At 30.5% G+C, this 24,924-nt stretch carries 29 protein-coding genes and 2 riboswitches; of the genes, 7 read left to right on the top strand and 22 right to left on the bottom strand.

Annotation, left to right across the window (positions count from 1 at the left end; all coding sequences use genetic code 11):
* Complete coding sequence (locus AC5SLN_RS02250) at positions 1-1,014, bottom strand: ribonucleotide-diphosphate reductase subunit beta (protein WP_011282174.1); 1,014 nt, start codon at positions 1,012-1,014, stop codon at positions 1-3.
* A 5-nt stretch (positions 1,015-1,019) separates the two neighbouring features.
* The gene (locus AC5SLN_RS02245) at positions 1,020-2,957 is read right to left on the bottom strand and encodes a ribonucleoside-diphosphate reductase subunit alpha (RefSeq protein ID WP_494593932.1); all 1,938 of its coding nucleotides are present in this window, start codon (positions 2,955-2,957) and stop codon (positions 1,020-1,022) included.
* Between the two features lie 155 nt (positions 2,958-3,112).
* Between AC5SLN_RS02245 and AC5SLN_RS02240 the strand changes: the two genes are divergently transcribed.
* Complete coding sequence (locus tag AC5SLN_RS02240; protein WP_494593930.1) at positions 3,113-4,567, top strand: phosphomannomutase/phosphoglucomutase; 1,455 nt, start codon at positions 3,113-3,115, stop codon at positions 4,565-4,567.
* Positions 4,551-4,832: a hypothetical protein gene (locus tag AC5SLN_RS02235; RefSeq protein ID WP_494593928.1), complete on the top strand. Its 282-nt coding sequence runs from the start codon at positions 4,551-4,553 to the stop codon at positions 4,830-4,832. The genes AC5SLN_RS02240 and AC5SLN_RS02235 overlap by 17 nt, the downstream gene beginning before the upstream one ends.
* A gap of 324 nt (positions 4,833-5,156) precedes the next feature.
* Here AC5SLN_RS02235 and AC5SLN_RS02230 read toward each other — a convergent pair whose 3' ends face one another.
* Genes AC5SLN_RS02230 through AC5SLN_RS02205 form a run of 6 tightly spaced genes read right to left on the bottom strand, consistent with a single transcriptional unit; the run spans position 5,157 to position 8,886 of the window.
* Entirely contained in the window at positions 5,157-5,336 is a 180-nt protein-coding gene (locus tag AC5SLN_RS02230) for a hypothetical protein (RefSeq protein ID WP_494593926.1), read from the bottom strand.
* Positions 5,323-6,186: a tetratricopeptide repeat protein gene (locus AC5SLN_RS02225; RefSeq protein WP_494593924.1), complete on the bottom strand. Its 864-nt coding sequence runs from the start codon at positions 6,184-6,186 to the stop codon at positions 5,323-5,325. The genes AC5SLN_RS02230 and AC5SLN_RS02225 overlap by 14 nt, the downstream gene beginning before the upstream one ends.
* A 39-nt stretch (positions 6,187-6,225) precedes the next feature.
* On the bottom strand, positions 6,226-7,902 hold the full coding sequence (locus tag AC5SLN_RS02220; protein ID WP_494593922.1) for a DEAD/DEAH box helicase: 1,677 nt from the start codon (positions 7,900-7,902) through the stop codon (positions 6,226-6,228).
* Position 7,903: 1 nt separating this feature from the next.
* Positions 7,904-8,101: an HNH endonuclease gene (locus AC5SLN_RS02215; RefSeq protein ID WP_494593921.1), complete on the bottom strand. Its 198-nt coding sequence runs from the start codon at positions 8,099-8,101 to the stop codon at positions 7,904-7,906.
* Positions 8,098-8,373, bottom strand: coding sequence for a hypothetical protein (locus tag AC5SLN_RS02210; protein ID WP_494593919.1), 276 nt, complete (start codon positions 8,371-8,373; stop codon positions 8,098-8,100). The genes AC5SLN_RS02215 and AC5SLN_RS02210 overlap by 4 nt, the downstream gene beginning before the upstream one ends.
* Before the next feature lie 9 nt (positions 8,374-8,382).
* Positions 8,383-8,886: a hypothetical protein gene (locus AC5SLN_RS02205; protein ID WP_494593917.1), complete on the bottom strand. Its 504-nt coding sequence runs from the start codon at positions 8,884-8,886 to the stop codon at positions 8,383-8,385.
* A gap of 497 nt (positions 8,887-9,383) precedes the next feature.
* On the opposite strand from AC5SLN_RS02205, the gene AC5SLN_RS02200 reads away from it, so the two are divergent.
* Together AC5SLN_RS02200 and AC5SLN_RS02195 are read left to right on the top strand one after the other, a co-directional pair.
* Entirely contained in the window at positions 9,384-9,947 is a 564-nt protein-coding gene (locus AC5SLN_RS02200; protein WP_494593915.1) for a hypothetical protein, read from the top strand.
* 3 nt (positions 9,948-9,950) lie between these two features.
* On the top strand, positions 9,951-10,328 hold the full coding sequence (locus AC5SLN_RS02195) for a hypothetical protein (RefSeq protein ID WP_494593913.1): 378 nt from the start codon (positions 9,951-9,953) through the stop codon (positions 10,326-10,328).
* A gap of 369 nt (positions 10,329-10,697) precedes the next feature.
* Here AC5SLN_RS02195 and AC5SLN_RS02190 read toward each other — a convergent pair whose 3' ends face one another.
* The gene (locus tag AC5SLN_RS02190; protein WP_494593911.1) at positions 10,698-11,603 is read right to left on the bottom strand and encodes an aminotransferase class IV; all 906 of its coding nucleotides are present in this window, start codon (positions 11,601-11,603) and stop codon (positions 10,698-10,700) included.
* Positions 11,604-11,733: 130 nt separating this feature from the next.
* Between AC5SLN_RS02190 and AC5SLN_RS02185 the strand changes: the two genes are divergently transcribed.
* Positions 11,734-12,657: an NADP-dependent oxidoreductase gene (locus AC5SLN_RS02185; RefSeq protein WP_494593909.1), complete on the top strand. Its 924-nt coding sequence runs from the start codon at positions 11,734-11,736 to the stop codon at positions 12,655-12,657.
* Positions 12,658-12,769: 112 nt separating this feature from the next.
* Here AC5SLN_RS02185 and AC5SLN_RS02180 read toward each other — a convergent pair whose 3' ends face one another.
* The 5 genes from AC5SLN_RS02180 to AC5SLN_RS02160 form a co-directional block, all read right to left on the bottom strand.
* A complete protein-coding gene (locus tag AC5SLN_RS02180; protein WP_006996719.1) occupies positions 12,770-12,955 on the bottom strand; it encodes a hypothetical protein in 186 nt (61 codons plus the stop codon).
* A gap of 25 nt (positions 12,956-12,980) precedes the next feature.
* Entirely contained in the window at positions 12,981-14,324 is a 1,344-nt protein-coding gene (locus AC5SLN_RS02175; protein ID WP_494593907.1) for an NAD(P)/FAD-dependent oxidoreductase, read from the bottom strand.
* 117 nt (positions 14,325-14,441) lie between these two features.
* A complete protein-coding gene (locus tag AC5SLN_RS02170; RefSeq protein ID WP_494593905.1) occupies positions 14,442-14,993 on the bottom strand; it encodes an OsmC family protein in 552 nt (183 codons plus the stop codon).
* Between the two features lie 4 nt (positions 14,994-14,997).
* Positions 14,998-15,062, bottom strand: a riboswitch (SAM riboswitch).
* 3 nt (positions 15,063-15,065) lie between these two features.
* A complete protein-coding gene (locus AC5SLN_RS02165) occupies positions 15,066-16,127 on the bottom strand; it encodes a homocysteine S-methyltransferase family protein (RefSeq protein WP_027307025.1) in 1,062 nt (353 codons plus the stop codon).
* Positions 16,128-16,196: 69 nt separating this feature from the next.
* Positions 16,197-16,261, bottom strand: a riboswitch (SAM riboswitch).
* Between the two features lie 295 nt (positions 16,262-16,556).
* On the bottom strand, positions 16,557-16,763 hold the full coding sequence (locus tag AC5SLN_RS02160; RefSeq protein ID WP_006996714.1) for a DUF1737 domain-containing protein: 207 nt from the start codon (positions 16,761-16,763) through the stop codon (positions 16,557-16,559).
* Between the two features lie 447 nt (positions 16,764-17,210).
* Here AC5SLN_RS02160 and AC5SLN_RS02155 point away from each other — a divergent pair, with 447 nt between their 5' ends.
* A complete protein-coding gene (locus tag AC5SLN_RS02155; protein ID WP_494593903.1) occupies positions 17,211-18,170 on the top strand; it encodes a hypothetical protein in 960 nt (319 codons plus the stop codon).
* Positions 18,171-18,367: 197 nt separating this feature from the next.
* Here AC5SLN_RS02155 and AC5SLN_RS02150 read toward each other — a convergent pair whose 3' ends face one another.
* From AC5SLN_RS02150 to AC5SLN_RS02135, 4 genes are read right to left on the bottom strand one after another with little or no spacing between them, the layout of a single operon-like run.
* Positions 18,368-18,532, bottom strand: a complete 165-nt coding sequence (locus AC5SLN_RS02150; RefSeq protein WP_020169523.1) for a hypothetical protein — start codon at positions 18,530-18,532, stop codon at positions 18,368-18,370.
* Positions 18,529-18,711, bottom strand: coding sequence for a hypothetical protein (locus AC5SLN_RS02145; RefSeq protein ID WP_494578570.1), 183 nt, complete (start codon positions 18,709-18,711; stop codon positions 18,529-18,531). Before AC5SLN_RS02145 ends, AC5SLN_RS02150 begins: the two co-directional genes overlap by 4 nt.
* Positions 18,712-18,718: 7 nt before the next feature.
* Complete coding sequence (locus tag AC5SLN_RS02140) at positions 18,719-19,156, bottom strand: DUF4396 domain-containing protein (protein WP_018414244.1); 438 nt, start codon at positions 19,154-19,156, stop codon at positions 18,719-18,721.
* A 5-nt stretch (positions 19,157-19,161) separates the two neighbouring features.
* The gene (locus tag AC5SLN_RS02135; RefSeq protein WP_020169524.1) at positions 19,162-19,590 is read right to left on the bottom strand and encodes a c-type cytochrome; all 429 of its coding nucleotides are present in this window, start codon (positions 19,588-19,590) and stop codon (positions 19,162-19,164) included.
* 78 nt (positions 19,591-19,668) lie between these two features.
* Here AC5SLN_RS02135 and AC5SLN_RS02130 point away from each other — a divergent pair, with 78 nt between their 5' ends.
* Positions 19,669-20,553: a DMT family transporter gene (locus AC5SLN_RS02130; protein WP_494593901.1), complete on the top strand. Its 885-nt coding sequence runs from the start codon at positions 19,669-19,671 to the stop codon at positions 20,551-20,553.
* A gap of 14 nt (positions 20,554-20,567) precedes the next feature.
* On the opposite strand, the gene AC5SLN_RS02125 is transcribed toward AC5SLN_RS02130, so the two are convergent.
* The 4 genes from AC5SLN_RS02125 to AC5SLN_RS02110 form a co-directional block, all read right to left on the bottom strand.
* Positions 20,568-21,104 (bottom strand): pentapeptide repeat-containing protein, encoded by a 537-nt coding sequence (locus AC5SLN_RS02125; RefSeq protein WP_494593899.1) that lies wholly within the window; start codon positions 21,102-21,104, stop codon positions 20,568-20,570.
* A gap of 70 nt (positions 21,105-21,174) precedes the next feature.
* A complete protein-coding gene (locus AC5SLN_RS02120; protein ID WP_494593897.1) occupies positions 21,175-22,575 on the bottom strand; it encodes a Glu/Leu/Phe/Val family dehydrogenase in 1,401 nt (466 codons plus the stop codon).
* A 17-nt stretch (positions 22,576-22,592) separates the two neighbouring features.
* Positions 22,593-23,081: a hypothetical protein gene (locus tag AC5SLN_RS02115; RefSeq protein ID WP_494593895.1), complete on the bottom strand. Its 489-nt coding sequence runs from the start codon at positions 23,079-23,081 to the stop codon at positions 22,593-22,595.
* Entirely contained in the window at positions 23,068-24,924 is a 1,857-nt protein-coding gene (locus AC5SLN_RS02110) for an acyltransferase family protein (protein WP_494593893.1), read from the bottom strand. The genes AC5SLN_RS02115 and AC5SLN_RS02110 overlap by 14 nt, the downstream gene beginning before the upstream one ends.

Below are 24,924 nucleotides of genomic sequence, written 5' to 3'. Positions count from 1 at the left end.
TTAACTAAAAGCTTCTGTCCAAGTTCCTTGAGTTGCTGCTTTAGAATATTCAGTTGAACGACCTTCAAAGAAGTTCATATGTTCAACCGCATTCAACATAGAATCTAACCAAGTAAGTGGGTTCTTGTCCACATCATAAATTGGCTCTAATCCAAGCTGAGATAATCTTCTATTAGCAATAAATCTTATATAAAGTTTTACATCTTGTGCTGTAAGACCTTGCATAGGACCCATTTCAAAAGCTAAATCAATGAAAGCATCTTCATGCTCAATGATTGTTCTACATGCTTTGTAAAGTTCTGCTTTTAATTCAGGAGTCCAGATTTCTGGGTTCTCATGAATGAACTCTTTAAACAATCTAATCATAGAATTACAGTGCAACGTTTCATCTCTTACTGACCAAGTAACAATTTGGCCCATCCCTTTCATTTTATTATGTCTTGGGAAGTTAAGTAAGATTGCAAAACTTGCAAATAATTGTAAGCCTTCAGTGAACGCACTAAATACAGCTACCGTTAATGCAATATCTTTTTTTGAACTCATGTCAAAATTTTGCATGTAGTCGTATTTATCTTTCATCTCTTTATATTTCATGAACGCAGAATATTCAGACTCAGGCATTCCAATCGTATCAAGTAAATGAGAGTAAGCAGCGATGTGAACTGTTTCCATTGAAGCAAAAGCAGTCATCATCATTAAAACTTCTGTAGGTTTGAATACAGTTGTATAATGTCTTAAATAACAATTTTGTACTTCAACATCAGCTTGAGTAAAAAATCTAAAAATTTGTGTTAATAAATTTTTTTCAGATTGAGTTAAATTTTTCTGCCAATCTCTAACATCATCACCAAGAGGCACTTCCTCTGGTAACCAATGAATTCTTTGTTGAGTTAACCAAGCATCATAACACCATGGATATCTAAAAGGTTTGTAAACTGGGTTTTCAACTAGTAGTCCCATTTTTTGGGGTTTAACTATTTCCTCTTTTGGTGGTTGAATAATTTTAGTATTCATTTTTTCTACTGACATGATAGGCACTCCTCGTATTCTGGTTGTTCAGTTGTTTGTGGTTTTGATTTGTAAACATTTGCGTTAACATCTGTCGCTTTAGTGTCATTAACATTTTCCGCACGTTGAATTGATTTTGATCTACAGTAATAAAGGCTCTTTAAACCTTTTTTCCAAGCATCAAAATGAATTTTGTGTAATTCTCTTTTGTGAATATCAGCTGGCACGAATAAGTTAATTGATTGAGCTTGAGAAATATACGGCGTTCTATCTCCACTTAATTCAATAATCCATTTTTGATCCAATTCAAAAGCAGTTTTGAAAACATCTTTTTCTAAATCAGTTAAAAAATCTAAATGAGAAACGGATCCTTGATTTGTTGTAATACCCGACCAAACATCATCAGTATTTTTCCCATGTTTTTCTAATAATTCTACTAAGTATCTATTTCTAACATTAAATGATCCAGATAAAGTTTTGTGCGTGTAACTATTTGCTGCAACTGGCTCTACTCCGGGGGATGCTCCACCACAGATAATAGAAATAGAAGCTGTTGGTGCAATCGCAGTTTTGTTAGAAAATCTTTCATTATAACCATAGTCAGCAGCATCAGGACAAGCTCCTCTTTCATCAGCTAAATCTTTTGAGGCTTGATCAACATGTTCTTGAATATGTTTGAATATTTTTTTATTCCAAGCTTTGCTCATAACTGACTCAAGTGGAATACTATGTTTTTGTAAATAAGAATGGAAACCCATAACACCTAGGCCAACACTTCTTTCTTTTTCAGCAGAATATTTTGCATCATCAAATTGCTCTGGAGCTCTTTCAATAAAATCTGTTAATACATTATCTAAAAATCTCATAACATCATTGATCATAACGTTATCGTCTTTCCACTCATCATACTTTTCTAAGTTTAAAGATGATAAACAACAAACAGCAGTTCTATCTCTGCCATTTTTATCTATTCCAGTAGGTAATGTGATCTCACTACAAAGATTAGAAGTTTTAACAGTTAGATTTGCTAACTTATGGTGTTGTGGAATTTGTCTGTTAACAGTATCGATATAGATAATATAAGGTTCACCCGTTTCAATTCTTGCAGTTAATAATCTAATCCATAAATTTCTTGCAGAGATCGTTTGTTGCACAGTTCCATCAGCAGGACTTTTTAGTGCCCACTGTTCATCTGTTTCAACCGCTCTCATAAATGCATCGGATACTAAAACGCCATGATGAAGATTTAATGCTTTTCTATTTGGATCACCACCTGTGGGTCTTCTCATTTCAATAAATTCTTCAATTTCAGGATGCTCAATTGGAAGATAACACGCAGCTGATCCTCTTCTTAATGAACCTTGGCTAATTGCCATTGTTAACGAGTCCATTACTTTAATGAAAGGAATTATTCCTGATGTCTTTCCAACTTTACCAATTTTTTCTCCAATAGATCTAAGGTTACCCCAGTAACTTCCGATCCCACCACCTTTAGCAGCTAACCAAACGTTCTCACTCCATAGATCAAGTATTCCATTTAAGCTGTCTGATGCTTCATTTAAAAAACATGAAATTGGTAAACCTCTTTTAGTTCCTCCATTTGATAAAACTGGAGTTGCTGGCATGAACCACAAATTACTGATGTAGTTATAAATTCTTTGTGCATGTAAATTGTCATCTGCATATGAACTTGCAACACGAGCAAACAAATCTTGATAAGATTCATTATGACCCAAATATCTATCTTTTAAAGTTGCTCTACCAAAGTCTGTTAATTTATTGTCTCTTGATCTATCAATTTTAATAATGATACCTTTTTCATTTTGAAAAAGTTCAGTGTCATTGCTAAGTGAAAATAAATCTGGTCCTTTATTTTTTGAAAGTTCGCTATTATCTGGGCTATATTCGGAGACAGCTTTCTTGAGTGCCTGTGATAGAATTTTGTTCATATTTTAAGTTTATTTTAGTTTTTTTAACAAAACAACTATATGTTGTATGCTGAAAGCATTGATACACCATATAAATCATTATTCAACAGAACGTTTATAGAACATAGAAAAAAAATATCAATAAAAAAATTAAATTGATTGTAGAAACATAAGCAATGACAACAGAATTAAAAATAGATCCATATGGCTTCAGGGAGTATGACGCGAGGTGGTTGTATGAGAAGGACATAAACAGAATCGGAATAGAGAATCTAGGCAAAGGTTTAGGCACTCAAATTATTAAACATACAAAAAAAGCGAATCCAAGAGTAATTGTAGGTCACGATTATAGATCTTACAGTGAAGAAATAAAATCTGCTCTTAAAAAAGGTCTGCTTTCAACTGGATGCAATGTTGAAGACATCGGTTTATCATTATCCCCTACTGTTTATTTTGCACAATTTAATTTAGATGCTGATGCTGTTGCAATGGTTACTGCTAGTCACAATGAAAATGGTTGGACTGGAGTTAAAATGGGTATCAAAAAAGGATTAACCCATGCACCAGAAGAGATGAAAGAATTAAAAGAAATAACTTTAAATGAAAATTTCACAAAAGGTGAAGGAGTTGAGAAACAAATAGAAGGTTTTCAACAAATTTATAAAGACGATTTAATAAATAAAAATAAAATAACAAAAAAAATTAAAGCAGTTGTTGCTTGTGGTAATGGGACAGCTGGAATATTTGCCCCTGAAATTTTAAGAGGAATTGGTTGTGAGGTAATAGAGCTTGATTGTGATCTTGATTGGACTTTTCCAAAATATAATCCAAATCCAGAAGATTTAGAAATGTTACATGCAATTGCAAAAGCGGTAAAAGATAATAACGCAGATATTGGTTTTGGCTTTGATGGTGATGGCGATAGAGTTGGAGTGATAGACAACATTGGAGATGAAATCTTTTCAGATAAAATTGGATTATTAATTGCAAGAAACTTATCTAAAACTCATAAAAATTCTAAATTTATTGTCGATGTAAAATCAACTGGATTATATGCAACTGATAAAGTTTTAAGTGAGAATAACTGTGAAACCATTTATTGGAAGACAGGGCATTCTCATATTAAAAGAAAAGTTAATACTGAAAAAGCTTTAGCGGGGTTTGAGAAAAGTGGACATTTTTTCTTTAACCAACCTTTAGGTTTTGGTTATGATGATGGGATTAATTCAGCAATTCATGTGTGCCATTTATTAGATAACCAAAATAAATCTATGAATGAAATTATAAAAGAACTGCCTAATACCTTTCAAACACCCACAATGGCTCCATTTTGTAAAGATGAAGAGAAATATCAGGTTGTTGAAGATTTAGTTAAACAAGTAAATCAAATTAAAGATAATAAAACTAAAATTGATGACCAGGAAATTAGTGAAGTCTTAACGGTTAATGGTATCAGATTTTCTTTTAAAGATGGTTCATGGGGATTAATTAGAGCTTCATCTAATAAACCATCTCTTGTAATTGTTACTGAAAGTCCAACATCGAATGAGAGAAAGAAAAAGATCTTTGATTTTATTGATGATCTTTTACAAAAAACTGGCAAAGTTGGCGAATATGATCAAAAAATATAAATATTTACTAATTTTTATCCTCCTGTTTACCTCTAAAAGTCACGCTTTAAGCCCTGAATATGAGAAGGAATTATACATTGGTTGTTACTCTAACTCTAAAGCTTATATTGGCCCGGATGGTGCTAAAATATACTGTCAGTGCACCGTTGATAAATTAAGCGCAAAATTTAGTGATGAAGAGATGGATGAAGTCTTCAGCAAAGAGCCTGAAGAGATTATGGAGCAAACAGCATTTGCAACAGAGGAATGTGAAAATAACAAATGATGACCCCAAAAGATTATATATCCCTATATTTACTAGTTATTGTCTTAACGGTAGTCTCAGTTAACTTCATGTACCGTCTCTATTTTTAGAAGCAACCTCTATCTTTAGCTATGAAAGAAAATTTTATTAAGCTTACTGATTTGTAATCAATAGGTCCGCGGTTCGACTCCGTGCGGGGGCACCACACAATCCTTTACTTATTTCACTTTTTGAATCCTTAGAAAAAAAACTGTAAGAAAAAATAGTAGAACAAAGACTATACAAAGGAAGAAAGTAGAACTCACTGTAGTGAAATTGTAGTGAAATTGTAGTGAAATTGTTTTATTAATGTAAAACCTTATCTAGAATATTAATAATGACATAACGATGATGTTCATCACTCTCTACATCAAATTCAATTTGTGGGTTTATATCTCCTATCACAACGTCTGCCATTAAACTTATATAATCACCTAGCTCATTATCTGTTGCATAATAATCAAATGTTTTTTTAAATGTTATCATTTTTTTGATCAAGAGTTTCAAAAAGTGATTTAAATAAGTTTGCTTCAGTCCAGTATTTTTTTGTTTCATCTTCTTTTCCTTGAAGCTCTAATACTTCAGCCTTATTACCTATTAATAGAAAATAAGTTTTATTTTTAAATAAACTATAAAAAAGTGTGTTAAAAAAATTAGGCATTATGAGGAATGTTTTTTTTCCATCTTTTGTTATTTGTTCAGACCAGTATAGAGATTTTCTACTTTCATCTAAAGTTATTGCTTCAGCAGCAGCACCGGAAGGTGCTGATATAGAATCGTAATTTTTTTTTACTGTTAATAAGATTGCAGCATCCATGGCATATTTTGTAAAGAGTGGAGCTTTAAACATATTATCACTATGAGGGTAAAAAACAGAATTTTTACTATTGTTTAATGATTTTACTATATTCTTTAAATGAACGTTTATAGCTGTTTCGTAGTTTGTTTCAGCCTTATCATATTGTTTCAAATATTTTTGGGATATGCCAATGCTATTCCATGTTGAAGGTTGGGTATCATCTAAACCTAAAGATTTTGTGTGTAAGTTAATTGCCTCATTGTATGAACCAACTTGGTGATAAACTATACCAAGGGCTTTTAAGTTTAAAGAGTTTTCAATAGTTTCAATTGATTTTTGTAAGTACCATACAGCATTTTTATAATCTTCTTTAAATCGATAAGATTGACCTATTAAATGATAAATATTCCAAATAGGAATATCCGTCTGTTTATTATTTTCAGTACTTTTAATTAGAGGTAAAAGTTTCTCTATAACTTCATTAAATTTCTTATCTTTAAAAATTTTTTCAATTTCCTCTATTAATATTTTGTTCACAGTTTTTTTGAGTCTTTTATTCTGTATTTTCTAAAAGTTCTATTCACCAGCTTTATTCAAAATTCTTTTTAACTTAACCAATGCTTCATCTGGAAATAAACTTAAAACTTCTATCACCCTTGCATCACCACTTGCTAATATTTCTTTTCTAATATCTTTATAGTATTTTTCTGCTTGCTGAACATCATCTTCGTCAACATCCATTTCTCTTGCAATTCCACCCATTCTTAAAGCATTGTCTAAAGTAATAATAAAGTCATGACCAAGTTTTTCACCACAACTTTGGCATTCATCTAAATGTACTGGATTTGGATGATTACAATCTTCATTTTCACAAGTTTTAAATCTTGTTTTTCTCTGTGGAAACTCATAACCACAAAATTTACATTCAACATTTTTTTTGTCGTTTTCTTCTTCACACTTAGGACATATTTTTGTATTTTTAGATGAGTCTTTTATATCTATAAGCTTCATTTCTCTTTCCACTCTTCTTGCATATTCTTCAAATATATTGTGTGTAGGCATAACTACGTATGCACTTGAGTCATCATCTTTTCCTGCTGACCTAACTACCCTTCCTAATGCTTGTCTAAATGATAATTCTGTTTGTGCATTTGGCAAATACACAAGCACTCTTAACCTCTTGATGTCCACACCTTCACTAATCATTGCTACAGAAACAATCCAATCTTTATTACTTTCTCTAAAGGCTTCGATCAAACCATCAGCATTTGACAGATTGCTGTGAACGAGCATAGGTTTTTCACCTGTTAATTCTTTTAAAGTTTCAGCCATGTATTCAGCTACTTTAATATTTGGTGCAATAACTAAACCTCCAGCATTTGGTAATCTTTCTTTAATATTGTCTAATTTTGAAATACCCCATTCAAGCATAGATGCCTGATATGAGTTTAAATCAGGAGTTTTACCATCTTTTTTATATTTTGGAGATCTTGCTAATGTATAAAAATCACAAGATTTTTGTATGGCACCTATAAATTTCTTAGTATGTTTTTTATCATCAATTTTAATACCTGAAGTACCTGACACAAAAATTGGTTCTCCTTCTTCCTTAAGCACAACAGTAAACTTTCCTTCATGCCTATGAAAAAAAGCAGGTCTACAATATTTTAAATCTACTGCTTCACCATAAGTTAAAGTATACTGGCCACCGATAGGATGAGTTAGTTCACCTCCAGAATATTGAAACCACACAGGTTGTTCCCCATCACTTCTGATAGGTGTACCTGTTAGAATTAATACGTATTTAGCTTTTTTAAAAGCACTATCCGCACTTTGACCCCAAACTGCGCTTACAGCTGCGTGGTGATGTTCATCACAAATAACTAGTGTATTATCTGTTTCACAAATTGTTTGAAATAGATCTTTTTGATCATCGACAGAATTCCATGTAGCACAAACATCTAGTCCTTGATCTTCATTTTTTCCAACAACTACTAACATACTTCTACCAGTTACTACCTTAAATTCCTCTTTCCATTGCTTAACAACTTCTTTTCTAGGTGCTATTACTATTACTCTCTTAATAGCTTCTTTTTCAATTAATCTTTTAGCTATTACAGCTGCACAAATTGTTTTTCCAGCACCAGGAGCTGCATTAATTAAGAACTTATTATTTGACTGATTTTGACTAGAATACCAATTTAAGGATTTATTAATTGCTTGATCTTGCCAAGATCTTAAAGATAAGGCCATACTATTTATTACCTTTTTTTAAATTACATTTAGGACAAAGTGCTTGTCCATTTTTAAGAATTGTTTTTCCTTTTTTTGAATACGCAACAACATGGTCTGCATGAAAACCCTCTTTAAGATTTTTTCCACATAACTGACATGTGTTTCCTCCTACAATTGAAAGTATCTGTCTTTGTCTTTGACTAAAAGATCTGCTCATTTACTTATCCACCATTCACTCATATTAATATCTCTAATTGGTAGATTTTCTGGGGCTTCACATTCTAAGTCTTTATTAATTCTTCTGATTATTTTGGCCATTGAAACAGGAGTTTTCTTAACTATAAATCCTTTTCTTTTAATTAGCGTTAATACTGCAGTGAAATTTTGTACACCAAATAACAAAAGTGACTCTAATCTTGAAACACGATTTCCTTCAATCATATATTCTGTTAAAGCAGAAGTATTTCCATATTTAATTTTTTGTGTCATTATTGTACCTTAGGTAATATCAACCAAACCATATGCTTTAATATTATTGGAATTTGTATTTTTTTCAACTTTTAAGCCATCTTTTTCAAATCTATTGTTGATTTTATCAGTAATAGGTTCATTTAAGTCATAATCATTTTCTAAATATTCAGGTCGATCACTTCTAATTAACTCTTCAGATATCATGGCAAAAGGCAACCTTGTTATCATTAAATAAGTATCAAATGAAAAAAAGTATGGACGGCCTTCTCTTGATTTAATTTCTTTTATTTTTCCTTTTTCATCAATGACAGTTTCACTTATTAGTGCATTAGATAACAAAACCACTTCTTCTTCAGAAATATCAATTTTAAATTCATCTGAAATTGTTTCAACTGCTTCTCTTATTTTTAAAGCTTGTTTTATTTCAACAATTGATTCAATTTTTGAAATATCAATATCTTTTTTTATTTTTTTCTTTAAGAATTTTTTCCATTCCTGTTTAATGAAATCAATTCTTTCAAAATCATTCATTTTTTTTATAGACACACCTCTCCTATAATTTTTTTTAAATATTTTTTTGTTTCAATTCATTATTTCATGGACAAAACTATATTACTCATATATAAGTAATAGTATCTAAATCGGGACACAATTAAGCCCAAAAATCATCAAAAAAATAAATTAGAAGTGAATCATGCATTGGATTTCATTCCTTTTCACCCGTTTACGTTTCTTTTCATTGTTCTCCTCTTTACGTAGACCCCTAGATAAGAGAAGGGGTGAAACCATTACTAACTACAAATTACTAACCATTAAAAATACAACCAATCATAGGAGTTCTAATATATGGAAATAGACCGTATTAATAAATACTGTCATGTAAGTGCTTATATAGCTTACGATAACTGTAGCCCAGTTTACAAACAAACCTTTCAATTCAAAATAAATCCTAGTGAACATAATTCTATTATTTGGGACAAAATAATAAGGACCCTTAAAAAAATTGGTGTAAATGCGGAGCTCAAATCTTGAAGCGGTTCTTAATTTTTGTATCAGCTCATTTATTTTTGTTTCTATTAGTAATTGTTTACCAGGCTCAAGCAGATGATGAAGAATGGAATATTAATAGATATGAAAAGTTAGTTTATGCGAGAGTTTCAGGTGAAGTTACCCACGGAGACTCGCTTAACTTTTTTATACACGTTAATGATGATTGTGATCGTGTGTGGAATAACTTTACTTTTTACACTTATGAAAAACCAGGTGATATCAAGCAATTAATAGGTAAACACATCCCAATAAGAATTAATAACCAAGAAGAAACTGCTGAAGTTGAGGCGGTAACACCTTTTCTAATGGGTTATCGTGTTTTGTTTTCTATAGGTACTTTTGATCTTCAAAAATACATCTACAAATTAAATGATTTTTATAATGAGGAAAAAAGATTTGAAATTGAAATAGTTGATGGAGTTGGTTTTAAAGCAGCAAAATACTTTGACATCCCAAATAATAATTGGAAATTAGATAAACTTGTTCCCTCTGTATTAGAAGCTCGTAAACTTTGTAAAACTATTGATCAGGTGGGTAGTTAGATAATGTTAAGAATTATTTTATTTATCTTACTGTTATTACCTACAACCTCTAACGCTGATCAAGGTTTAAAAATCTCATGTCTTAATATGAAAGATGTAATCATTGGAAGAAAGCATGACCCTTTAAATTTTACAATGCAAGCAGTAGGGCTTGAGTACTTTGATAAAGAAAAAGGAGAATTTATTATGATTGAAGCTAATAAATTAGATATTGGTGAAAACCAAGTGACTGCAAGATTTGCAGATTACGAATTAGGGTTTCAAATGATTGTATTTGATGGAGATACAGAACCTAGCATGACCATGTCAAAATATGATTTTAAAAATAATAGGTTCTTAGAGCATTATCAGTGTGATTTTGAAACTACAAATATTGAATAAAATCAGTTATCTAGGTGAAGGAATGAGAGTTAATCAACTAAAAGATTGTAGAATTTAAATATTGATTAATAAAACTATTATAGCGATAGCTATTAACAAAGCACTGACAATAATATAATTCAATCTAATATTAAATTTTTTAAAGACTATTTCAGTAATCTTTTCCCAGAATAATACGATTAAGAAGATAATTATAGCTGGCAGAATATATTTGATCATAAATCCATAATTATTGTGTAAGCTAAATAAGTAAGTTCAATGGCTAATAGTATTTCAAGTCCAGACATAATTTAAACCTACCAAACCTTAAATCAGGTGTCCAGTTGATGGAATGAAGACGAAGATAACTGCTTGTTTAATGTTCATTTTTTATAATATGTCATTTATAGATGTACTCCACATAGGATCTGAATGCTTATCCCAATAGAGTTTGTGAATTTTTCTTGTAATATCCCCTACCGTTCCTTGTTTAATATTTTCCCCACTTACTTTTGTTATTGGCATTACCCCTCCTGCAGTTGAGGTTGCAAATAACTCTTTAGATGATTTTAACATTTCAATCGTTATAGATTTTTTATTAACTTTGATATTTAGTTCTTTAGCTAAATCAATAACGGTTTGTCTTGTAATTCCTTCTAGTACTCCATGGTCTGGGGTATTAATTCCATTTTCATCAACAGAGAAAATATTAAAGCCTGGGCCTTCAGAGATATTATTATCCTCATCAACTAATAAAGCAGTATGATGTCCTCTTTCATAAGCATCAAGCATACCGGTGACTAAATCCATCCAATGATAATTTTTAATAGTTGGATCAACTGAACTTGGAGGAATTCTTGTTATATCGGTTAAATATACATCTAATCCTTTTTCAAAATCTTCTGGCTTAAGTATCCAACCAAAGGGTACTGCAAAAGCCATAAAACGTGGTGTCGCTTTACGAGGATCTCTAACAAAGTTTGGAGACATTCCTCTTGTTTGTATCATTTCAACATAAGAGTCTTCAAGATCAGCTTTTTTAACACAGCCTGCTAATATTTTTTTTATTTCTTCACGACTAAGTCTGCATGGCATTCTCAGTTTTTCTGTTGATTTAAAAAAACGATCAATATGTTTATCTAATTGAAAAAATCTATCCTTCCAAACATGGACAACATCATATGTGGCATCAGATCTTAGAAAACCCCAATCTAAAATAGGAATTTTAGCTTCAGAAAGTTGAATGAATTCACCGTTCATCCATGCCGATCCTTTTGGAAAAATATCACTCACCATCCAACCCTACCAATATTCAAATCAGGTGTCTAGGTGATGGAATGATTGTTATTTAATAAAATATACACTACATAGCTTTCTTTACGTTTTAATAAATCTTAAAAAGTTATTTAATTAAAAAGGATTCACAATGAAAGCTGTCGTTTATAAAGATTATACTGCCAATATTGAAATTATTGATATTGAAAAGCCAAAACTTCAAGATAAGTCTGTCCTAGTAGAAGTACATGCTGCTAGCATTAATCCGATCGATAATATTCTACATGCAGGTTATCTAAAAGAAATGCTAGAGCTTAGCTTTCCCCACGTTATGGGCTACGATGTTTCAGGCAAAGTAGTCGAGGTTGGTAAAGATGTACTTAATGTCAAAGTTGGTGATGAAGTGTTTGCTCGTCCCAATCAAGAAGACGCTGGCTCTATTGCTGAATTCGCTCGTATCCAAGAAAATGAACTTGCTATTAAACCAGAAAATCTAAGCCATATAGAGGCGGCATCTATCCCACTAGCGGGTTTGACAGCATGGCAGGCATTAGTTACGAAAGGTAATATTAAGCAAGGTGACAAAGTGTTAATCCACGCTGGTTCAGGGGGTGTTGGAACACTTGCCATCCAAATTGCAAAACATTTTGGGGCAACAGTTGCAACGACTACAAGTTCTAAAAATACTGAACTAGTTAAAAGTTTGGGAGCTGATCTAATAATTGATTATACCGCTCAGTCATTTGAAGATGAGTTATCTGAGTATGATTTAGTCTTTGATATGATCGGGGGTGATGTGCTTACTAAGTCTTTCAAGATTTTAAAAAAGGGAGGTACTCTGATTTCTATTAAGGGTCAAGATACTGAAAACCTTGCTAAAAAATACGGTGTAAACTTTGAATGGTTTTTCATGTCACCTGATGGAGCAATGCTAACAGAACTTGTAACATTAATTAGTCAGGGCACCATTAAAACTGTCATTGATAGTACATATCCAATGGAACAGGCTTCAGAAGCTTTTGGAAAACTAGCAGAAGGTCGAACCAAAGGTAAAATTGTTCTTACAATTAAATAGGGTTTTAATAATCAAGCTATTTAAGTTTATCAAACCTCTAATCAGGTGTCTAGATGGAGTAACTAACTAATACTAAATAAGGATAAAGAGATCCTGAGAATGGGTAATATTTTTATTTAATAATCCAAAAAATGATATTTATTATATAAACCAAAATACCATAAAATAAGAACATTAGAAATTTGTCTTTTCCTGACTTTTCTTTCCAATTTAAAGTAAATAACGCAGCAGGTGATGCAACTAGTAAAATAACCCCAACAACAATTACCAATACTGATAAAATTATAAATACATTCATAAATTAACTTTTATCATATATTTTCTTAAATATTAAATCTGTCTTTAATTGCATAAAACCACACCGCTAATCTAAAATAAAACGTTCTTAACTGGGGGAAGATAAACTTCTTAGGTAATCCTTTGTAAATTTTTGAAATATCTAACTCTTTACTGTTTGATAATACTAACTTAGACAATTGTTTTCCAGTCCAAGGAGCAGCACTCACTCCAACCCCATTATAACCAAATCCATAATAAATCTCTTCATTATCAATTTTACCAATGGAGGGAGTTAATTTTTGAGATAAAGCAATTAATCCCCGCCAATTATAATCAATATTAATATCTTTCCATTTAGGAAAAATATCTTTTAAAAATTTTTCCATTTTCTTAGACATATTTAAATTAGATTGATCACTGCCACTTAAATCTCCTCTAGTGCCAAATAAAATTCGGTTGTCAGGTAACTTTCGATAATAATATAAAAGATTTTTAGTATTAGCTATTGGTGAAAATGTTTTAAAATTATGTTGGTCAATTTCTTGCTTCGTTAAGACTCTGGTGACAATAATATTTGAAATTACTGGTAAAATTCTTGAATTCATCTCTGGGATTAAGCCTTCTTGATAGAACCCGTTTGTTGCAACGACTATTTTTTTTGAACGAATAGATCCTTCTTTCGTCCTTAAAATATAAGCACCCTTATCTTTATCAATTTTATCCACTTTAGTGTGCTCGAAGATTTTTAATTGTTTAGATAAAGCGTATTTTGCAATGCCATTAACAAATTTAAGAGGATTGATTGCAAAACCAGGTTTATATGAAAAAGCTCCAAATTGCTCTGTGCCCCCATGGCCAATTTTATCAAAGTCTTCTTTTGAATAAATTTCAGTTTCAATACCAAACTCTTCTTTGTAAGCTTTGGCTTGTTCTTTAATATCTTTAAACTTAATTGGGTGATGGGCGACTACGTAATTACTATCCCCCGTTACATCACAATCAATATTATATTCTTGTATAATGTCTTTTGTATAATTTGAGCCGTCAACAGAGTTTTTAAAGAATTTTTTAGTTTCATCATTGCCGTAAATAGATTGCATCTTTTTAAAAGACATCTTACTTGGTGGCAGACAACAAAAACCTGCATTACGAGATGAAGCCCCCCAACCTATTTTTCCAGCTTCAACTAAAATGACCTCTAAATTATGATTTTCTATTAAATTAATTGCACAGGATAAACCAGTGTACCCTCCACCTATTACAACAATTTCTGAGCTGACATCTTTATTAAGTTTATCTAGATTTAAATTTTCGCTTGAATGATCTTCCCAATAACTACTAACTGGGGTGTTAAATTGATAAATATCAGAATGATAAATATTTTTCATTAACAAGACCCTAGCACGCAATTAATACTTAATTCTAGTCAAACTTCTAATTTTTTAGGATTTGAAATGAACTTAAAAGACTTAAGCCCTATTTTCATAGGGCTTAAATTAGATTAGTTAAGCAGCACTTACTCTTTGCTCTATGTGCTCTTTATTATTAGAACTTGAAGAAACCTTTTGAAACAATTTAATAGGAACTCCTTTTGATAAAATATCTAATACCGGGCAATGTGTATTTACCGTATCAATCAATTTATCTATTTCAGCTTTTGGTGATGAAGATTTAATATCAACAGTACCAGAGATGGATTGAAAGCCAGGTCTAGTGTTTTTATTTAAAGCTAAAAAACCCTGAAGATCTAATTCACCTTTTAATTTAACACTAACACTCTCAATATTAATACCCGCTGCTGTAGCAAATGCTTTATAGGTTATCTCCTGACACGTTGCTAACGCTGCTAATATTAACTCTACTGGGCTTGGACCTTCGTCTTTACCACCAAAACTTTTGGGTTCATCAACAACTAATTTATGCTCTCTAAGAGTGACTACAGATTGAAGTCCTTCTTTAAGAATTGAGTTGCTTTCATATTGGACCAAAGCATTTTTGGGGTTGGCTGTAAAATCCTTCTGTAGATTACTTATTGTTTCTTTTAGATTGTTACTCATTTGTTTTCTCCTGTTTTAGTGCTTCGACATATGTCAGGCGCACAATTTAGTTAAATGCCCTTCTTAATTTATTTACGCTTTGTCTCCATATTCAGTCATATGTTTTGGAATTCTTTTATTTTTTCCATACATAAAATGATTTTCCATGTTCTCTCGATATTTACTTGCTGGAACAGTTAAACCAATTGACTCAGCAACTTCCCTAATCAACATTGGGTTTGCTCCACAACATACTCCAAGGTAATTAATACCTAGCTCATAAGCATCTTTTGCAAATTTACCTATTTCATATCTATTACAAAAGTGTGGATCCAATGCTGTTGGAAACGTTCTTCCATGAGGTGATGGACACTGACAATTGCTTCGATCTGGTAGATTAAAAAATGTTGGGTAATCTTCACTGGTTCTATAAGGAATAGGTAAAGCTCCAACATGACATTTAACTGCTTTTCTAATTTCTTTTAAAAAAGGAAACATAGTAGCAGGTCCTCTAAAACAATTTAAACCAACAACATCGGCCCCTAATTGCTCTAGCTCTTTACAAGTATCAACAACTGATTTTCCATCTCTCATTTTATTTTCACCCATTGGAGATATGGTTAATACAGTTGGTAAACCTGTTTTTTTCATAACTTCTAAAGCTTTAAAAGCTTCTTCAGCATAATAAAAAGTTTCACCAATTAACATATCAGCACCTTCTTCAACGGCCCAACCAATCATCTCTGTAAACATTCCTTCAACTTCTTTTTGAGATTGTGGATCATTATGTTTCCAGATATTTGAATTTGAAATATTACCTGCCATCAAATTTGGTTTTGATCCTTTAGGAGTATCTAGTGCTACTTTTTTAGCAATTTTTAATGCTGAACGATTTAGTGGTTCAAGAAGTTCTTCTTTACCAATAACACGCATTTTTTCTCTGTGTCCATTATAAGTAAAGGCCTCAACTACATCAGATCCTGCGTGTTGAAATTCTCTATGTAAGTTCTCTAAAACTTCAGGATGATCTAATGACACCATTGGAACAAACTCCCCTGATGACATGTACCCACGTCTTTCTATTTCAAATAAAAAACCTTCTGCACATATAACAGGTCCTTTATCTAATCTTTCTTTTAATCTATTTGTGCTCATTTTTTTTCTCCGAGTTTTGTGGAGAAAAAAGGTCACAAAATAACAAGAGGGTTAAATCCATAGGCCTCTTTTCTCCTTTTTAGTGCTTAAGCAAATGCAGGGCGCACAATATGGTTCAACTGCCCGGTTTAATTTTATGAAAGATAAAAAAAAACCACCTGACTAAAGCGGTGGTTGAAGCGTCGCTTTAGCAGGATTTATAACGCGCTCTGCAATTTAACTTAAATCAGCGCAACTAAATATAATCAACTTTCTCTCAAACTGTCAATTGAAAAAATAAATAATAGTTAAAATTATGAGAATAATGACAATCCAAATACTAAGATTAGTTAAGAATTGCTTTAATTTAGAATTAGATTGTAGAAAAGCTGGGAGTACTAATAAGAGTATCCCTAGCATATAAACAAAGGGTAATATCTGATCTGCCATTTATATCGATGATAGCTTCATCTTTTTGGAATACTTCTTCTGAGGTGAATTTTTTATAACTGCTTGAGCACAACGCATGACCCCTCTTTTTTTATCAAAAGTCATTTTGGGTTCACCATACAATTTCCATCCATTGGATATGGCCTCCGTGACACGATGGCAAAATTCTGAAGTGTCGTCACTTGTAATAAATCTATAACCTTTCATAATCAGACCTTAACAAGTCCTAAATCGGGTGTCTATATCTAGGACGATTATTACTTAATGAAATAATAAGATTGGTTAAGAATTTTTGTAATAGAGAATCTTTTAAATACTTTTATCAATAAATTCATATAACTCATTAAGTGTTATATTTATGTTAATTATAATCCTGTATTAAATGAAATTTAAGTCATTATTCAACTAGACAAAATCATTAATTAATATAAATGATGATGAATCAACTCCTCTTAAAACTTATTATTAAATTCTCTAGCTAGATTTTAACTTCGAATAATATAAAGATTGATGAATCAACTCTCCCCAAAGTAAACTAATAAACTTAACTATAGATATATTTTTACCAACCTATTAAATCGACCTTAAGACTAAGAATCGTTCGAAATGAAAAACAATAAAAAAAACATAAAATAGGAAAATAGAAAAATGGAAATGACCTTAATATATACGATAGTAGGCTTTGCTTTAGCGGGATATAGCGTTATTGCAAATGACTCAATTCAGACATTGGGAACTTTTATCGCGTCAAAACAAAAATGGTTTAAATGGTATACGCTTGCAAGCGCTGCATCATTTGTAATGATACTTGCTATTACTTGGGGCTGGTATAGTAATGATGGAGATATCTCTTACGGCAGACTAACAAGAATACCTTTCCAAGAAATACAATGGTATCACGCAGTGGCACCAGGAATACTTCTAATATTAACAAGAATAGGAATACCGGTTTCAACAACCTTCTTAGTTTTATCAGCTTTTGCATCAACGGTGGTGCTTGAGAAGATGCTTATGAAAAGTGTTGTCGGCTATGGTTTAGCTGCAACGGCTGCTTATATTTGCTGGGTCGTTATTTCAAAATTTATTAATGAAAAACTAGATGAAGTTGAAGACAAATGGATTGGCTTTTGGCGTAACTCTGTTTGGGTAACTTCTGCTTGGTTATGGTGGGTTTGGTTATCTCATGATGTAGCTAACATTGCAGTTTATCTTCCAAGACAAATTGATGTTAACTTATTATTAATTGTACTAGCTTACTTTACAGCACTACTTTTTTATATCTTCTACATTCATGGTGGAACTATTCAAAAGGTTGTCTTAGAAAAAACTGGCACAAGGTACGCAAGATCAGCAACCATAATCAATATTATTTATGCTGCGGTTCTTTATTACTTTAAAGAACTTAATGACTTGCCAATGTCAACAACTTGGGTGTTTGTTGGACTATTGTGTGGAAGAGAATTAGCAATCGCATCAATGAATAGTGATTATAAATTCAAATATGTGTTTCCACTAATTGGTAAAGACTTTCTTAAAATGACTATAGGATTGACGGTGTCAGTTGCAATTGTACTTGCAATTCACTACATCATTATTCCTAACAATTGGTTTTAAGGAAGTAAGACATAACATTGTAATTATTAGCTCTAAGCATTTAATTTATTGCTTAGGGCTTAATAATTTAATCTAAGCTAAGCAATTCAAGTATTAGCTATTTAAGCTTAAACCGTGAACAGAGAAATTTAAAGATAAGGTAATTAAATTTACCAAGACCGTAGAAATTAGGTGCAGATTTTTTAGTCTTTAATTTTTTAGCTTTTTTCTTCTTCATAACTGATTTGGTTTTGTGTTTCGTTTGAATGTTTAAGATTATAGCAATCTGTGCAAAGTAAGATCACCTCTGGTCCTGAGCTTACTTGTGTTAAGATGGCTGTATCATCTCCACACTCACTGCACCCTGATAAACGTTTTTTCATTTATGTTTTTTACGGGTAATTTCATTAATTCTATCAATATAATTTTTAATCTCAGGGTTATCTTGAGCTTTATTATCTTGCTTAGGGTTTTTCTTCCTTTGGTAATAATAATAGATAGGCATAACAACAGATAAGGCAACAATAATAATTGCTAATATAATTTCAGAAGTTGTAACCATTTAATATTTAATGACAGGCTTGATTGAATTTTTTAAGTCTCCAATAATTATAAGGCCATGGTGTTAAAAATCCCGCAGTTAACATAATAGGTACCACCCACCAAGTTAGCATCGCTCCACCAGTTAAAAAATAATCTGTAGCATTCATTGAAATTTCCATACTAACCATTGAGATGAAACTCATTCCACAGGCGGTCTTTAAAGCATTAATTAATTTAAAATTTTGTCTCATTAAAATAAAAGTTTCAAGCATAATGCTGGTTAATAAACCATTTATGATTGCTAAAGTCATAATACCTAATACTGGAAAAGGAATTTTACTTAACTGAAAAAATAGTATGGTTCCAAAGTCACCAATTGCACAACCGATAACACACCACATCGTATTCTTAGCACTTTTTCGCCACGTGTGTTTACACGACCAATGAAATGTATCAGTTGCCATTTAATTTATTTACTTAAATTTATTTGATGTTTGTAATAATCATCTGGCCAAAAACTTTTAATATAGGCTAAAACTGAATCTATATCTTTGTCATTTAATTTATCTCCAAAACCACCCATTTTTCCTTCATAGTCACTAATTATTCCAACTAAACCATACTTAATAATTTTATGTAGTGTTTCATCATCATGGTGCCAAGTGTGTCCTGTACCATTTAAAGGTGGTGCTTTTCTATGGCCATCTTCATCAACACCCTTCCAATTTTCAGCACCTGACAAATTAACTTGATGACAGCTTGCACAATTATTTTGGTAGGCAATTTTACCTCTAGCAATCATTAATTCAGAATCTCTCGTGATTGGATAATGATTGTCAGAATAAGAAAAGCTACTTAATGATATAAGTAGAGTTAAAATTAGAAGTATTTTTTTCATAACTAATAAATTTATATATTAAAAATTGTTAGATTAATCTTATATTTTTTTAAGATTGATTGATTATAGTCCTTAATAATGAACAATTTTTTCTTATTTATTGTCACACTTTTTTGCTGGTCCCCTACTTGGTATGTCATCAAGTTTCAATTAGGTTACGTTGATCCATTAGTATCGGTGTTTTATAGATTTTTGATAGCTGCAATAGTTATTTTTGTTTATTTAATTTATAAGAAGAAAAATCTTAAGTTTTCTTTTAATCAGCATCTTTGGTTTTTACTCTTTGGTGTTTGTCTCTACTCACTAAACTATGTTTTCTTTTATCTATCAAACACTTATTTAATAAGCGCATTTCCAGCAGTTGTCTTTTCAACGGTGGTTATTATGAATATTTTAGGAGAAGGCTTTTACTTTAAAAAGAAACCTTCTTTAAAAACTTTACTTGGAGCAAGTATTGGGATGATTGGAATTATTATCATCTTTAATGATGAGATTTTCAATTTCAGCTTTGCTAATGGAACGCATGTTGGATTATTTTTAGCCTTACTTGGTACATTTTCTGCATCAACAGGAAATATGGTTCACCAAAGAAACTTAAATAACAACTTTTCATTAATACCAACACTTGCGTATTCAATGCTTTATGGTTCACTAGTCACACTATTAATCACTCAGATAAAAGGCACTGAATTATTATTTGAATATAGCTTCAGTTATATCACATCCCTTGCTTATCTATCAATAGTTGGCTCGATATTTGCTTTTATTTTTTATTTAAGATTATTAGAAAAAGTTGGAGCTGGTCGAGCGGGTTATGTAGGAGTTGTGATGCCTGTACTTGCTTTATTAATCTCAACAATATTTGAAAACTTAGAATGGCAACAAGATTTAATAATAGGTTTACCTATTTTAATAATTGGAGCAGTGCTCGTTATTAATCAAAAAATTAAGCCTATAAAATAATTCTTAAGAATTTTTTATTTATTACATTTACCAATAGAACCTAGTAAACATTTAGTTCCATCAATCCAAACTGCGTTATTAAGATTAGCGCCTTCAAAAGTAGCATTTAAAATATTAGCACCCGTTAAATCTGCTTCAAAAAGATTACTGTTAGTAAAGTTAGTCTCAATTAGTGAAGCTCCTTTAAAGTTTACTCTTGTTAAATTAGCACTTGAAAAGTTAGCTTTTTCAAAAATACCCCCTTCAAGATTTGCTTCATATAAATTCGTTCTAATAAAAGAAGATTCTACAAAATTACCATTAGCTAATGTTGCATTCATCATTACCCCTTTATCAAAGGTAACTTTAATAAAACTAATAAAAGATAGATTAGAGTTTGGTATATAGGCTCTACTTAAATCTTGGCCTTCTGAGAATTGACAATTAGAATAATCCACTCCATCAACTGGTGCATCATCACAACCTGCTTTAGCGCCACTAGATAACCATAAACTTAAAAATAAAATGGTAAAAAGCTTGCTTATAAAGCCTGCTCTTATTAATTTTATCATGACAAATGCTAACAAATCATAGATCGGGAGTCTTCTATTAATTTAATTATAGGTAAAATTAAGCCGCTATTTATCGTTTAGGGAAGCCTTCTACGGTATAGAAGTTTCTTATCTTCTTTAGAGATACGTAATAAGCACTTTCTCTAAAGGATTTTTTTATTTGTTTTTTAGCATTATAAATTTCAATAAATGCATTTCTCATACTGTCTTCTAGACCTGAAAAAGCTAAGTCCTCTTCATCAGCACCATGAATAATTTTTTTAATGGTGTCAAAATCTGTTTTAGTATTAGTTTTTTTATCTATCAAATCAATAATGTCTAATATTTTTTGTTCTTGAAATCTTTTTTCAACTCTACCAAAACGTATATGAGAAATATCTTTTACCCACTCAAAATAAGAAACCACAACACCCCCTGCATTGACATAGATATCAGGAATAATCATAACGCCTTTTTCAAATAATTTTTGATCCGCCTCAAATGAAATGGGTCCATTTGCAGCCTCAATTATTAATTTCGTTTTAATTTTATCTACGTTATCAATGGTGATTGCATTTTCTAATGCAGCTGGAATTAAAATATCACAATCTAATTCTAAAAGTTCACTTGGATTGTTTTTAAATTTTCCAAGTTTAGGATTATTGATAGTTTTATTTGTCTTATAAAATTCAATTAGTGCATTTATATCAATGCCTTTTTTATTATATAAATAACCATCAAACTCTCCTATGGCTATAATCTTTGCATTATCTCTATTATATAAATGTTTGGCTAAATTACTTCCAACATTACCAAAACCTTGAACTATAATTTCATTATCCTTTAATTCATTTTTCAATCTTGCTTCTTTAACAACATCTTCATGCCTAAATATTTCTCTAACTACTTCTTCAATACCTCTACCGGTAGCCTCAGTTCTGCCAGCAATACCTCCTCTGTGTAAGGGTTTACCTGTTACGCAACCTCTATAATTTATATCATCTGGTTTAAGTGTTTTATAAGTCTCTAAAATCCATTCCATTTCTCTTTCAGACGTTCCAACATCTGGAGCTGGTACATTTAATGCTGGAGAAATAAAACCTTTATTAATTAGTTTACTAGCAAAGGCTTTAGTAATTTCTCTAAGTTGGGGCATGGTATAATTTTTAGGATTAATTTTTAAACCCCCTTTAGCTCCTCCAAAAGGAATATTAACTATTGCACATTTATAAGTCATCAAAGATGCTAGAGCTTCTGTATCATCTTGATCAACCGTTTCTGAATATCTTAGTCCACCTTTAGTTGGAAGAATGTGCTCTGAGTGAACGGCTCTCCATCCAGTAAAATTATTAATTTTACCATCTAGGACAACACCCACATTTACTTTAATTAATGAATGAATAGATTTTAAATGTTCAAGTAAATCATCACTAAAATTTAGTAATTTAGCTGATTTATCTACATGTAAATTAACGTTATCTTTAAAGCTCATTAATAATTATTATATCTTTAATTTATTTTTTTCCAATAACCATAAACACAACGTGTGCCCCGTCTTGAACAATCATATGTATCATGCAAGACACCATCTTTAACAACAGTTATGTGTTTTGAGCAAGATACAATTAAAGTCCCACTTGGAAGTTCATCTTTTTTCAAATGAACTTTACAGCCTTGACCAATAAACATAGTCGGCGTCCACTGCCAACCTAGTTTTTCAAGGTATTTCTTAACCACCACTCTATGGGTGCCTGATCTTGGGCTGTCATTTTTTTGTTTTAAACTTCTTGCAAGTCTTGTTCTTGATGTAGTTCTAAATTCTTCATTTGCCTTATAAAGATCATCATAAATTTTTTGATAAGGAAGATTTGTTACAATTGCAATAGATCTAACTACACAGTCTCCAGCTTTACCTTTATATCCAGCCGCAGCTCTACCCCCATCATTGATTTGTAATTCTAAATTACTGCTTGAGAATAGTTTTTTAAGGAAGTTCATTAAAAAAATTTTTTATTGATAGTCTTAAATATTTAGATGTTGTGTGCTTAAAATGTGCACCATCAGTAAAATAATTATTATATTCGTCTAAATCACATTTATATTTAGGACATAAATATGTATATGTATCAAATATAAATAAATTAAAATTTTGACTTAATTTTTTGAATGTAAGAAAATTTTTTTGTTTATCTGATTTATACTTTATTAAATTTTCATTATTAGAAATTATATTTACTGTTGGGTGTGGATAAATATATATAACAATAGTATCGCTTGGTAAAAACTCTAGGATCTTAAAAAGCTTTTTGAAAAAAATATCCTCAGTATTCAAAGAAATGAATAAGAATTTTCTATTATAATCTTGAGAAATTTTTATGAATCTATTTAGCGTTATATCTAAATTATTTTTATTACAATTTTGTTCTAAATTAACATAGCAATTTTCAAATCTAGCTTTGTAAATAGACGGACTATCAATAATGTCCATAGTGCTTGGAACCAGATGATCACCGTAACTATTGCCTAATATATAAAATAAAGATTCGCTATTATTTTCAATAATACAATTTGTGCCTGTAGACCATGAAAAACTCTCATTTTTATTATTACACTCATCATATTGTAAAACCCAAATATCATTCTGGATGCTATTCGTTAATTTGTTATTTGAATATTTGGGATAAATTTTTATTAAATTTTTATACAAGCCGTCTCTTAAGACATAGGCTAATTTATAGTTAAATAAAAAAAGAATTAATAAAGTCGTAACCAAAAGGGTTATAAATTTAACAATATTCTTCAATAAAAAATCAAATCTAGTTTTTCTATTTAATGGCAATTCTATTAAATTATAAGTGGTATATGAAATCAATGTTGTGCATAAAAAAGATGAAAAAAAAATTATGACATTAGAGGTTGCAATTAATTTGGTTAAAGAAATTATAGGCATGTGCCATAAAAAAAATGAATATGATATATTCCCATAAAATTTAAAAAAATCGTTTATCAAGAATACTTTTCTATAACTATTAAATATCATGCAAAAGCATATTATTAATACAACACTGATTATAACAATTTTGTAATTTAAATTATAAGGTAAAAAATTTACCATAACTAAAAATATTAAAAAATAAAAGATAAAATAGATAAAGTTTATTTTAACTAAATTTTTTAATCTATTAAAACTTATTAAATAGATTAAAGCTCCTAAAAAAAATTCCCAAAATCTTGATAAACTAAAAAAATAATTTGATAAATATTTTCCAGTACTAAATAAAAAAAAATATAACGAAACTGCAGAAAAAGTTATTAAAAAATAAATAATAATTTTTTTTATTTTAAAAAATTTCTTAGTATTGGATAAAAGAAATATTAATATTCCATAAAATAAATAGAACTGTAATTCTACGCTTAATGACCAAGTATGATTTAACCATTTAACAGTATCACCAAAATATCCTAAATTAGGATTTAAAATATAGTAGAAATTGGATATACCTAAAATAGTTGATAGACTTGAAATAATAATTTCAAAAAAAATACCATCATTAATTTCTAAAAATAAAAAATATATAATATTAAAGATAATTAAAAAAAAAATTAGATTAGGAAAAATTCTTTTAATTCTTTTTAATAAAAAATCAAAAAAATAAAAATCATTTTTAAATTTTATATGATTGAAAATTGAACTAGTAATTACAAAGCCTGATATCAAAAAAAAAATATCTACACCTACATAAAAGTATTGAAATACATTTTGATCTAGATGAAATAGAAATATTAAAATTACTGATAAACCTCTTAAAAACTGAATATCATCTCTAATAATTTGTCCCAT

The organism is Candidatus Pelagibacter sp. PS_31 (genome assembly GCF_059417865.1).
The sequence above is the reverse complement of the archived record's forward strand: the minus strand, read 5'-3'. Positions and strand labels throughout refer to the sequence as shown.